Annotated in this window: 13 protein-coding genes; 6 read left to right on the top strand and 7 right to left on the bottom strand. The window is 68.6% G+C overall.

Annotation, left to right across the window (positions count from 1 at the left end):
• Nucleotides 1–99: 99 nt before the first annotated feature.
• Nucleotides 100–1,080, bottom strand: a complete 981-nt coding sequence (locus tag NMK44_RS30815; protein ID WP_254749320.1) for a helix-turn-helix transcriptional regulator — start codon at nucleotides 1,078–1,080, stop codon at nucleotides 100–102.
• A gap of 129 nt (nucleotides 1,081–1,209) precedes the next feature.
• On the opposite strand from NMK44_RS30815, the gene NMK44_RS30820 reads away from it, so the two are divergent.
• Nucleotides 1,210–1,953, top strand: coding sequence for an NIPSNAP family protein (locus NMK44_RS30820; protein WP_254749322.1), 744 nt, complete (start codon nucleotides 1,210–1,212; stop codon nucleotides 1,951–1,953).
• Between the two features lie 56 nt (nucleotides 1,954–2,009).
• Here the strand turns inward: NMK44_RS30820 and NMK44_RS30825 are convergent, their stop codons facing one another.
• The gene (locus tag NMK44_RS30825; protein WP_254749324.1) at nucleotides 2,010–2,174 is read right to left on the bottom strand and encodes a hypothetical protein; all 165 of its coding nucleotides are present in this window, start codon (nucleotides 2,172–2,174) and stop codon (nucleotides 2,010–2,012) included.
• Between the two features lie 645 nt (nucleotides 2,175–2,819).
• Between NMK44_RS30825 and NMK44_RS42775 the strand changes: the two genes are divergently transcribed.
• Nucleotides 2,820–3,635: an eCIS core domain-containing protein gene (locus NMK44_RS42775; RefSeq protein WP_374215365.1), complete on the top strand. Its 816-nt coding sequence runs from the start codon at nucleotides 2,820–2,822 to the stop codon at nucleotides 3,633–3,635.
• A gap of 330 nt (nucleotides 3,636–3,965) precedes the next feature.
• Nucleotides 3,966–4,442 carry a tautomerase family protein gene (locus tag NMK44_RS30835; protein WP_254749326.1) on the top strand — a complete coding sequence of 159 codons (477 nt, stop codon included), beginning with the start codon at nucleotides 3,966–3,968 and terminating at the stop codon, nucleotides 4,440–4,442.
• 44 nt (nucleotides 4,443–4,486) lie between these two features.
• On the opposite strand, the gene NMK44_RS30840 is transcribed toward NMK44_RS30835, so the two are convergent.
• The gene (locus tag NMK44_RS30840; RefSeq protein ID WP_254749328.1) at nucleotides 4,487–5,071 is read right to left on the bottom strand and encodes a TetR/AcrR family transcriptional regulator; all 585 of its coding nucleotides are present in this window, start codon (nucleotides 5,069–5,071) and stop codon (nucleotides 4,487–4,489) included.
• A 70-nt stretch (nucleotides 5,072–5,141) separates the two neighbouring features.
• On the bottom strand, nucleotides 5,142–5,420 hold the full coding sequence (locus NMK44_RS42780) for a DUF6191 domain-containing protein (RefSeq protein ID WP_374215366.1): 279 nt from the start codon (nucleotides 5,418–5,420) through the stop codon (nucleotides 5,142–5,144).
• 213 nt (nucleotides 5,421–5,633) lie between these two features.
• On the opposite strand from NMK44_RS42780, the gene NMK44_RS30845 reads away from it, so the two are divergent.
• A complete protein-coding gene (locus tag NMK44_RS30845; protein WP_254749330.1) occupies nucleotides 5,634–6,017 on the top strand; it encodes a DUF6191 domain-containing protein in 384 nt (127 codons plus the stop codon).
• Nucleotides 6,005–6,658, top strand: a complete 654-nt coding sequence (locus NMK44_RS30850) for a 4a-hydroxytetrahydrobiopterin dehydratase (RefSeq protein ID WP_254749332.1) — start codon at nucleotides 6,005–6,007, stop codon at nucleotides 6,656–6,658. Before NMK44_RS30845 ends, NMK44_RS30850 begins: the two co-directional genes overlap by 13 nt.
• Nucleotides 6,659–6,748: 90 nt before the next feature.
• On the opposite strand, the gene NMK44_RS30855 is transcribed toward NMK44_RS30850, so the two are convergent.
• The 3 genes from NMK44_RS30855 to NMK44_RS30865 all read right to left on the bottom strand — a co-directional run bounded on the left by NMK44_RS30855 (nucleotide 6,749) and on the right by NMK44_RS30865 (nucleotide 9,426).
• Nucleotides 6,749–7,165 (bottom strand): hypothetical protein, encoded by a 417-nt coding sequence (locus tag NMK44_RS30855; RefSeq protein WP_254749334.1) that lies wholly within the window; start codon nucleotides 7,163–7,165, stop codon nucleotides 6,749–6,751.
• 280 nt (nucleotides 7,166–7,445) lie between these two features.
• On the bottom strand, nucleotides 7,446–8,879 hold the full coding sequence (locus NMK44_RS30860) for a WGR domain-containing protein (protein WP_254749336.1): 1,434 nt from the start codon (nucleotides 8,877–8,879) through the stop codon (nucleotides 7,446–7,448).
• 100 nt (nucleotides 8,880–8,979) lie between these two features.
• Complete coding sequence (locus NMK44_RS30865; protein WP_254749338.1) at nucleotides 8,980–9,426, bottom strand: MarR family winged helix-turn-helix transcriptional regulator; 447 nt, start codon at nucleotides 9,424–9,426, stop codon at nucleotides 8,980–8,982.
• A 90-nt stretch (nucleotides 9,427–9,516) separates the two neighbouring features.
• Here NMK44_RS30865 and NMK44_RS30870 point away from each other — a divergent pair, with 90 nt between their 5' ends.
• Nucleotides 9,517–10,194: a hemerythrin domain-containing protein gene (locus NMK44_RS30870; RefSeq protein WP_254749340.1), complete on the top strand. Its 678-nt coding sequence runs from the start codon at nucleotides 9,517–9,519 to the stop codon at nucleotides 10,192–10,194.
• Nucleotides 10,195–10,332 lie beyond the last annotated feature (138 nt).

Raw genomic sequence — 10,332 nt, forward strand, 5'->3', positions numbered from 1 at the left:
GAAGGGGTCGGAGCGACCAACGTGCCGTCAGGGCCCTGACGTTTCATACCGCCGCGGCCCGGCGGGTTCGAGACCTGCCGTGTCCGGGCGCCACCACCGTCAGTGGACTCCATAGGCCCGGGCGAGCACACCCACGGTGGCGGTCATGGCCTGGCGCAGTTCGGCAGGTGCGACGACCTCGACGTCGACCCCGAGCCGCAACAGCTCCCCGCAGGCGTGGTCGATGCTCTCGATCGGGATGTCGGCCTCGACCCAACCGTCTTCTCCGACGGCGGTCGCGGTGGAGTCGACTGCCCGCACCACCTCCGGAGGAACGTTGTCGGGCAGGCGCCGGCGTCCCCGCGGCGACAGACGGATGGTGGCCGTGCCCGTGTAGCGGCGTGCCTCGAAGTCGTCGAGGTAGGAGGTCCAGTACGCACCCAGGTCGAATTCCGGTGGCCGGTTGAATCGCTCGTCGCTCAGCACCGCGTCGAGGACCTGGGTGACGCGATAGGTGGCGATCCGACTCTCGCTGACGGCGGCCACGAGGTACCAGGTACCGGATTTGAGCACCAGGCCGTAGGGGCGGAGGCGGCGATTCACCTCCTGCGGTGCGCGCCAACGGCGATAGCGCACATCCACCGCACGCCGTGTGAGCACCGCGTCGACGAGCAGGGGCAGCTGTGGTGTCCGTTCGGGTTCCCGGTACCAGCCGGGGGCGTCCAGATGGAAGACCGCCGCGGTCCGTGCGGCTTCCTCGCGCAGCTCCGTCGGCAGCGCGGCGAGCAGCTTCAGCCGTGCTGCCGTCACCTCCTCGGCAAGCCCCAAGTCGGCGGCGGGCCCCGGCAGTCCGGCGAAGAAGAGTGCTCGCGCCTCGCCCTCGCTCATCCCGGTGAGGCGGGTGCGATAACCGTCGAGCAGTTGATAGCCGCCCCCGCGACCCGGTTCCGCGTAGACCGGGACCCCGGCGGACTGCAGACGCGCAAGGTCGCGATAGGCGGTCCGTATGGACACACCCAGCTCATCAGCGATCTTTCGGGCGGGCATGCCGCCACGAGCTTGCAGCAGCAACAACAGCGACAACAGCCGGCCGGCAGACATGCGCGCCATTCTCCTCGGAAACCCTGACAGCATGTGGCACACGGGTCCCCTAGCGTCATCGGCGTCCGGCTCCGACCGAACCGGCCGGAAGTCCATGCCCGGACAAGAGCAGCGAAGAGGAGTTGCACCGTGTCGCCCACCGACCCTGCCGTCCACCCCGCCGTGATCGAGCTTCGCCAATACACACTGCGTCATGGACGGCGCGACGAACTCATCGAATTGTTCGATGCGGAGTTCGTCGAAACGCAGGAGGAGACCGGGATGGCCGTACTCGGCCAGTTCCGGGACCTCGATGATCCGGACCGCTTCGTATGGTTGCGCGGGTTCCCGGACATGGCGGTACGGCAGCGTGCGCTGACGGCCTTCTACGACGGACCCGTCTGGGCCGAACACGGTCCCCGGGCGAACGCCACCATGCTCGACTCCGACGATGTCCTGCTGCTGCGGCCCCTGTCGGCCGGGAGCGGTTTTGCCGTCCGCCCGTCCTCCGAGCGGTCCCGAGTCGGTGCTCCGGCATCGGACCGGCTCGTGTCCGCCACCATCTGGTCCTTTCCTCCCGGACGGTCCGACGGCATCGCACTCATCCGGGACGGTCTCCTCCCCGCGCTCGGCGCGACAGGACCCGCACCGCTCGCCGTCCTGACCACCGAGACGGCGGACAATACGTTCCCCAGGCTGCCGGTACGCACCGGCGAGAACGTCGCCGTGGTCGTCAACTCCTACCCCGACGAGAGTGCGCGTCGCCGACACCTCGCCGAGCTGCAGGCTCATCCGCTCGTGCGGGACGAGGTATTGCCGGGCATCAGCAGAGAACAGTCTGCGGCGCCCCGGACACTGCGGCTGGCGCCCACGGGACGCTCGCTCATCTCCTGACTGCCCAGCGCCGCCGGGGTCGAGCCTCGTGAGGTGGGAACCCGGGCGGGCGCGCGTCAATGACGGTGAGTGGTCAGCAGCCAGGCCATGTCGACGAAGGCGATGGCACCCCAGATCCAGCAGACGACCGGGATCGCGGCCGGTGCCAACGCTGTGGCGACAGCGCCCAGGCCGATCGTGCCCAACACCACGTCACCGCTGCGCCTGGCAGTCAGTGCCATGCGCAGGGGACCTCGCTCAGCCGGCCTGTCCGCCAGGTACGCGTCGAATCCAGGCTGAACGGCAGGCCGTATTCGCCGATCGGCAGGAGGATGGACGACACTGGGCGCCATGGCAAGATGTAGGAAGTGCGGCGGGCAGAAGCGTCGATGGCCGCGGTCCTGTTCCCGGTGCAACTCAGCGGTTGACCGGGCGGGCACCGTCGCCGACGCCGGTGAACTGGCCGCGGATGTGGGGTTGTTCGGCTGGATCGGCCGGGGGATAGGGGCCGTGGGGCGCTTGGTGCTGAGGGCCTTCGACTGATCGATGACAAGTGGGCGCGCGCCGCCCAGGTGCGCGTACCGGCCCGCAGGCCGAAGAGGCGGTCGCGGTTCTGGGCCGATGCCCATACGCGCTGTATCCGTTGCACAGGGTTCTGCCCTCGCGTCCGTTGCTGCCGTCTCTCGGCGCCCCGTATCTGTGTGAGGTGAACCCTCACACAGCGGAGGCAGCGCATGGGCGCGCAGCATTCTCATGAGGAACCCGGCAAGCGGAATCGCCCGGCTGCGGGCCCCGTCCGGCGTGCGACCCGCCAGGACGAACGCCCCGCGGCTCCCGGCGCTCTGCTCGGTCAGCAGAGCACGGTCGGGAACGCGGGAGTCGTCCAGATGCTGCGACGCGCCCGGGGCGATGCCGACGGCATGCGCGAGCAGGACGACGCGGGCACCGCGCAGCGGACCGCGGTTCAGGCAGTGCTGCGCTCGACCGGGAGCCCACTGGCCGAACCGCTGCGCCGGGAGATGGAGGACCGTCTCGACGCCGACTTCTCCGATGTCCGGGTGCACAGGGGCGGCGCCGCCCGCGCTTCGGCCGCCGCGGTCGCTGCGCGCGCCTACACCTCCGGCAACCATGTGGTACTCGGTGAGGGAGGGGGCGACAAACACACCCTCGCCCATGAGCTCACCTATGTCATCCAACAGCGTCAGGGCCCGGTCGCCGGGACCGACAAGGACTTCGGCAAGGCGGACGCGACCAACCGCCGGCAGGCGCGGGGCTTCATCGAAGAGCGCAATGAGTCGGCGAACCCCCAGCCCGGCGAGGCGTTCGTGATCGTCGCGTGCAAACCGGACGCCAAGAAGGAGATGAGCCAGTTCCACGCGGCTGCCGTCGTGGCCCGCGATGGCCAGGACTGTGTCGCGCTGGAGGTCTGGTCCGACAACGGCAATCCGCCGGCCAAGGAAGCGGCCAACGCCGCCCTTTACACCGTGACCGACATGGAGCGGTCCTTCCACTCGGCTTACGGAGGCGAGGGCGCGTACTTCGGCGAGGTCGGTCCCATCACCGTGGTCGTGCGGGCCAAGGGAGTGTCGGCGGACCCGGGGCAGCGGTCAGCTTCGCTGGAAGAACTCCACCTCCGCCAGGGCGAGATGACGGCCTGGGCCCAGGCCGGTGGCCTGGCGCAGTACCCAGACGGACCGTGGTGACCCTGCTGATCCCGGTGGGGATCGTCTGCGAGCCCGGTTTGTCGCTGAGGGTGAGCTTCTTGCGGTGCTGCTCACCATCCGCCGTCGTCACCTCCTTCGTCGCCGGGTGCCGCGGCAGTTCGGCGCTGGCCCGGATGTCCACCGGGGTCACCGGTTTGGCCTTGCCCAGCTTGTCCCGGCAACGTGGCGCCGGACGGCATCGGTTGCGATCGGTCCCACATTGCGTGAGCTTGGCGGCTCGGGCGCGGGCTGCCCGCCACTCCGTCCTATGACAGTCGTTATAGAGCTGATGTAGCCTGCCTCCTATAACAGTCGTCATAGGAGGCAGCCGTGACCATCATCAGCGTGAACACCCTGAAAGGCCGCCTTGGCCCGGAGCAGCGCCGCAAGCTGGCCGAGACGCTGACCGACGCCGTGCTCGTGCCGGAGGTCGGGCAGTTCGCCCCGGCCGCCCGGGTCGGATTCCAGGTGCACTTCGTCGAGCGAGAGCCGGACATGATGGCCATCGGTGGTCGGCTCCTGGCGGATGCGGAGCAGGGCCTCGACGTCATGGTGATCGATGTGGCGGTCATGGACGGAGACTGGCACCAGGCGGTCCGTGCTCAGGTCATCGAACGCGTCCTGGCCGCGATGGCCGACGCTTGCGGCCTGGCGGAGCCGTCACCGGCCTGGTGGGTGAATTTCCGTGTGATCGACGAGGGGAGTTGGGGCTCCAGCGGCGGCGTGCTGTCGGTTCTTTCCCTCCTCGACAGCGGCGTGTTCACCGAGGAGAAGGCCGAGGCCATCCGCGCCGTCATCGACGCGTAGCGGCCCCGGCGGCGACCGGACGGGCGGCCGGGCCGGAGCCCGGCTCAGCCCCCGAGCGCATCGGCGATGAGGGCCTGGAGTTGGGCCGCGGTGCGGTCAAGGGGCTCAGTGCTCCGCTTGGCGCGGCACATGGCCACGGTGCCCTCGACCGCGGCGACGATCAGTGTGGCAATCTGCGCGGCCTGCTCGGCGTCAGCGCCGTGTTCCCGCAGTGAGTCCGCGAGCAGGCCCTCCCACTGCTCGAAGACCTCCGCCGCGGCCTCCAGGGCGGGTGGGACTTCGTCGGCCGGGGGTTCCTCGATGGCGACCGCCAGGACGGGGCAGCCGGCATGGAAGTCGGTGTCGGCGACGACCTTCCTCCACAGGGCGAGGAAGGCGTTCAGGCCGGCGGCCGGGCCGGCTTTCAGCTCCTGGCGCAGGCTGCGGGCCACCTGGTCGCCCGTGTGGCGGACGGCTTCCGTGGCCAACTGCTGCTTTCCCTCGGGAAAGTAGTGATAGGTGGAGCCGAGCGGCGCCTTGGCGTGCTTGGCCATCTCCCGGATGCTCGTGGCGCTCAGGCCACGCCGGCTGATCATGTCCGCGGCGCCGGTCACGATCCGCTCGCGGGACGGCGTGCTGGTCTTGGCCACCGGTCTCCACCCTCTTCTGGCTATAACGCTTGTCATAGCCTAACCTGCCAGGGTTGATGGCGGCCGTTGGTCAGCGGTGTCCGGGCCGGTGGCCCGGCTCCGGGCGAATGACCGCTGTGCCGGATTGCAAGTCCACGGAGCTGCGCGGCGGTGCACCGGACTCCGTACCGTCACGGAGGGCCAGCCGGCGTTCCTTTTCCTCCTGGACGTGCTGTCGTGAGGGTTGGAAGAGCTCGTCCCATGCACCAGACGTAGCGCCGCCCCCTCCGAACTTGCGCCGGCGCCGGCACACCCAGGCGAAGAGCAACACCCAAAGGACGGCGATCACGCCCACGACCGTCAATAGCACCTGGTTCAGCCTCCGAATGCGGTTCTTCCGGGAGGCTGCTCGCCCCCTAAGTCCTGTCCGCTGCTTGTTCGTTGCTCCCTCGTGGGAATCGTAGAGGAGCTTTTCCCGGGCGGGTGCGGGAGTGGCCCGATGGGAACGACGCCGACCCCTCCGTCGTTTCCCGACCGTCAACGGTGTTGAGGGTGATGGGGGCCCGCTGTGGCGGTATGGGCCATGTCGTTCCCGGCGTTCGTGTGTCTCATCGTCTTGTTCGCCCTCGTGGAGAGCGTGTGGCGATGGTTCACGGGGCTGGGCTTCATGCCGTGGCTGCGCAAGCGCACGGGGCGGTCGTTGTCGAGCATTGCCTTCGATGAATTCACCGCGGTCGTGAACGGAAACAAGACAGCGGAGCTCGAGCAGCGGCGGGTGGAGCTGCTGCTGCGGGATGACGCGAGTGATGGTGCGCCGCCCCGCTCCAGCATCGACCTGGGCAAGGGCACCGCGTTCATCGTGTTGCCACAGGAACCGGGAGGCCCTGCGCCCGTACCCATCGGCGAGATCACGATCGACGGACAGGTGGAACAACGAGCTGCGAACATGGCCCCATGGCCAAGCTGACCGGACAGCAGATCGCAGACGCCGGATTGGACGGGTGGGCCTACCTGCTCGGTGGGCTGCAGACCCGCATCCACACCAGGGACTTCGCAACTGGGCTCTCGGTGGTCAATGCCATCGGCACAGTGGCGGAGGAGATGAACCACCACCCCGAACTCGACTTGCGCGCCACCCATGTCAACGCACGGCTGACAAGCCACGGCGAGTACGGAGTCACCGACCGCGACATCCGGCTGGCCCGTATCATCTCCGCCATCGCAGCCGACGCAGGCGTGGAGCTGGAGTCCGCGAACCTCTCCCGGCTTGAGCTGGCTCTCGACACCCCGACCGCCACGTCGGTCCTTCCGTTCTGGGCCGCGGTGCTGGCGATGGAGCATCAGTCCGTGCCCGACTCCGGGGACGACCTTCGCGACCCGTCCGACGCTCTGCCGAACGTCTGGTTCCAGGCATCCGGAAGTGAGGAACCCCGTCAGCGCTGGCACCCGGACGTGTGGGTGGATCCCGCGCAGGTCCAGTCCCGCATCGACGACGCACTCGCCGCCGGCGGTGTCCTGGTCAGCGATGCGGGGGCGCCGAGCTACTGGGTGCTCGCCGACCCCGAAGGCAACCGGGTCTGCTTGTGCACCTGGCAGGATCGCGACTGAGGTCAGCCGACGCCAGGGAAGGGCGGCCTCACGGCAGACAAGACCCGTGCCGCAACACGGAAGGTCACGATCCTGATGAACCAACCGGGACTACGTCCTGGCGATCTCTGCTCGGAGCTGATGGGTGAAACGGCGAAGGAGATCCAACGTCTCCTTGTACTCGGCCCTGCGATCCTCCCGGCCCTCGCTGGGCCGGGATTGCCACACCCGACGTGCGAGAGCATCGGCGAGATCGACGGTGTCGTCGGCGCACAGGAGGTAGAGGGCTGACCGGGCTTCCTGCATGCGGTCCGCCAACTCGTTGGCCCCAGCGCCGTCGTCGCTCAGCCGTGTTTCCCGAAGGTAGTCGATAAGCTGGGACACGGCGGTGTTGAATCCGACCCCGGCTTTCAGCTTCTGTTCGCGCAGCCACATACGGTCCTGTCGGCGTGCGGTGAACCAAGAACCGAACACGGCCCCTACGAGCCCGAAACCAGCCCCGATGGCCACGGACAGGATGTTCTCCATGGTCAGCCCCCTCACACAGCTGGCAGCAGGCTACAGGCCATCGAATCGTGGGCGAGCGTGTGGCGGGACTGCCGCACAGCGAGCTCCCGGTTGATCTGACGGCAGCAGGTGTCGTCCACTGGGTCGACCACCCCACAGCAGGTCGTCGGCCCTGCACCTGATGCGTGATCAGGGTTCCGCCCCCGCAGCGTGTCCGGCCCACGAAGTGTGGACCGGACCGAACTGCTCGGGGCGGCTCCCGGAGGCGCTACGTGTCTGCGACGTCATCGCACACCCGGCACTACTGGAGCCGTCGGATGTCTCCGCGGACCCGGTAGAAGCCGCTGGACGCGGCGTGCAGGGAGTCGACGACGTACCGTGCGCCCGGTTCGCGTATCGCCCGCGGGAACTGGACGTTCCACGAGCGCTCATAGCCGTCCGAGACCACGTGCACTCGGGTGCGGCCGCCCTCCTGCACGCATTCGACGATCACCGCTCCGGCCGGGGCCGCTGTCACGGTCGTCACGGACGCGAGCGCGGTGGCCGGTGCGTAGGTGGGCAGCGCGGCGCTGAGCTTGATGTCCCGGGCGACGGGCACGGAGCCCTGCTGGGCTGCTGTCACCGCGGCCTCGCTCGCATCCACGCACACCAGGGAGCCGTCCGTGGTGACCAGGTAGAGCCGCTCGTCGCGGTACTGCATGGACAGCGCGGATCCGCTGCCGGTGCCGAGCTTCCACAGCCGGGTGCCGTCACGGTCGAAGCAGTACACGGAGGAAGCCGAGTCACCGGCGAACACGTACCGGCCGCCGGGGGAGGTGGCGCAGGAGTAGACGGAGCTGTCGCAGCGGTACGTGGCCTCCGTGGCACCAGTTTGCTTGGAGATCCGGTGGACGACCTGGTGGGAGGTTCCGGCGTAGACGGCGTCGTCCTCCTGCCAGCCGAACAGAACACCGCCCTGGGTCGGCGTGTGCCACAACTCGGTGGTGCCGTCCGTGGAGTGAGCTGTTACGCCGCGCGAGTGTCCGTGGTACACGGCGCGGTCGTCGGCGCGCACCATCCAGGCGTGTTCACCACGCCCGCCCCGGGCCCACTGGTGTTCGTCCTCGTGATCGATGACGGTGAGCCGTCCGGCGTAGTCCGAGACATTGAGCACGCCCTCGTGGATGTCGAGCCAGAAGATGTCGACGTCGGCCGCGATGTCGTAGGCCGCGAAGGGCAGCTTGGACGACAGGTCGTAGACCCGGCCGTCGTCACAGCCGGCGTAGATCCAGAAGTCGTCGGCGACCAGGCACTTGACCCCGTCCGGGAGTTGGTAGCGCGCCAGGACCTCGCCGCCGTGCGCCAGTGTGTAGACATCGCCGGCCTGGTTGCCGACCCAGCAGCGATCGTCGTCGATGTGGATGCCGAAGGCCGCTGAACCGGTGCGGAACCGCCACAGCACCGGGGCGGTCGCGCGGGCCGTGGACGGGGCGGAGGTCACCTGTCGGCGGGTGACCGCGCGGGGCGCGCGCTGGCCCTGTACGGCGGGGGCGTATCCCTTGCGTACCTTCTCGCCGATCTTCTTGGTGGCGGCGGCTTGCGCCTTCTCGGCCGTGGGGAAGGTCGACGTCTGCGTCTGTCCGTCGGAGCCGATCCGTCCGTAGCGCACGCTCACGACCTGTCCCACGACCGTCACCTCGTAGAACTTGTGCGCTCCGCCGCCGTCCTGGGACAGCTCCAGATACGTCTTTGACATGACAGACCCTCTCCAACGGCCGGACCGCGGTGTGTTCCGCGGGTTCCACTGACTCGAACCGTAGGAGTGACCACTGACAACCGGCCCCGCCTTGTCGTCGCTACCGGCTGCCCGCTGCCCCCTCGTCGTGGTCGAGGGCGGACAGCAACTGCCGCAGACACACCCGGGTGGCGCGGATGTCCCCGTCGGGGATGGCGGAGAAGAGGGTGCGGTGCACCCGCGCGGCCCGGTCGGTGACACGGCCGAGTGCCTCCTGTCCCCGGGACGTCGGAGCCAGCAGGGGTGACCCACGGTGATCCGGGTTCGGCTCGTAGGCGGCGAGTCGGAATGCCACGAGATCGTTGGCGACTCGCTGGACGCTCTGACGGCTCGTACCGAGTCTGCGCGCGGCCTGGGACGCGGTGAGGGGGTCCCTGGACACGGTGCTCAACAGCTGCCAGCGGGTCTGTGTGAGCCCTTCCGCCCTCGCGGTGTGATCGCCCAGGCGGCGCAGGGATCCGGCTGCCTCGAAGACGTCGGCAATCAGCAGGGCTGTCTCATCGGTCATGTCCGCCACCTTCTCTCATTTGACAATAGATTGTCAGTCTAGCAACATGTTGTCTATCAATCCATTCATGCGACTCCTTGAGGAGCAGGTATGTCCAAGATCGACCTTTACCGTCACGTTCACATGGGGCAGCGGGCGCGTCTGTTCACCCTCGCCATCGAGCTCGGCGCCGCGGACATCTCCCGTGGTGATGCCGCTGCCGACCACGCGGAGCGCTGCCTGGCCTTGACGCAGGAACTGCGCGAACACGCTGACCACGAGGACACCTTCATCCATGCGCTCCTGCGTGAGCGTGCGCCCGAGGCGGCCGACGCGCTGGAGGCGGAGCATGTGCGCCTCGACGCGGTCTTCGTCGCGCTGGACGAGCGGGCGCGCGCACTGCCCACGCATCCTGGCGCGGCCCTCGCCGAGGCCCAGCACGCGCTGTACCTCGCCCTGAACGAAGTGATCAGTGCGTACCTCGCGCATCTGCACGTGGAGGAGACGGTCGCGATGCCGGCGTTGTGGGAGTCCGCGAGCGATGAGGAGCTGGGGACCGTGTATGCCGCCTTCCGGGCCTCGCGTTCGCCGGAAGAAGCACTCACCGACCTCCACAGGATGCTGCCCGCCGTGACACCCGCGACGCGCGCGACGATCGTGCGCGATGTCATCGAGACCGCGGACGGAGAGCCGGGCAGTACATTCGTCGCGGTCACCACCACTCTCAGCTCTGAACAGCTCGGCCGGCTCCATGAGGACCTCGCTCTCCCCGAGGCCTGGGCGCTCTAGGCCGTTTCTTCCGGATCATCGGGTCGTTGGACCGGGTGTGTCGTTGACTGACGTGCAATGGGCACGGATTGAGCCGTTGTTGCCGGATCGGACGCCGAAGCGGGGCGGGCGATGGCGTGATCACCGGCAGGTGATCGA

Origin of the sequence: Streptomyces cucumeris (genome assembly GCF_024295805.1) — a bacterium.
Lineage (GTDB): Bacteria > Actinomycetota > Actinomycetes > Streptomycetales > Streptomycetaceae > Streptomyces > Streptomyces cucumeris.

Bases quoted from the DNA above. Each gene is read 5' to 3' on its own strand.
- NMK44_RS30850 (WP_254749332.1), top strand. From the start codon at position 6,005: ATGGCCAAGCTGACCGGACAGCAGATCGCAGACGCCGGATTGGACGGG.
- NMK44_RS42775 (WP_374215365.1), top strand. From the start codon at position 2,820: ATGCTGCGACGCGCCCGGGGCGATGCCGACGGCATGCGCGAGCAGGAC.
- NMK44_RS30870 (WP_254749340.1), top strand. From the start codon at position 9,517: ATGTCCAAGATCGACCTTTACCGTCACGTTCACATGGGGCAGCGGGCG.
- NMK44_RS30855 (WP_254749334.1), bottom strand. From the start codon at position 7,165: ATGGAGAACATCCTGTCCGTGGCCATCGGGGCTGGTTTCGGGCTCGTA.
- NMK44_RS30825 (WP_254749324.1), bottom strand. From the start codon at position 2,174: ATGGCACTGACTGCCAGGCGCAGCGGTGACGTGGTGTTGGGCACGATC.
- NMK44_RS30860 (WP_254749336.1), bottom strand. From the start codon at position 8,879: ATGTCAAAGACGTATCTGGAGCTGTCCCAGGACGGCGGCGGAGCGCAC.
- NMK44_RS30845 (WP_254749330.1), top strand. From the start codon at position 5,634: ATGTCGTTCCCGGCGTTCGTGTGTCTCATCGTCTTGTTCGCCCTCGTG.
- NMK44_RS30865 (WP_254749338.1), bottom strand. From the start codon at position 9,426: ATGACCGATGAGACAGCCCTGCTGATTGCCGACGTCTTCGAGGCAGCC.
- NMK44_RS30815 (WP_254749320.1), bottom strand. From the start codon at position 1,080: ATGTCTGCCGGCCGGCTGTTGTCGCTGTTGTTGCTGCTGCAAGCTCGT.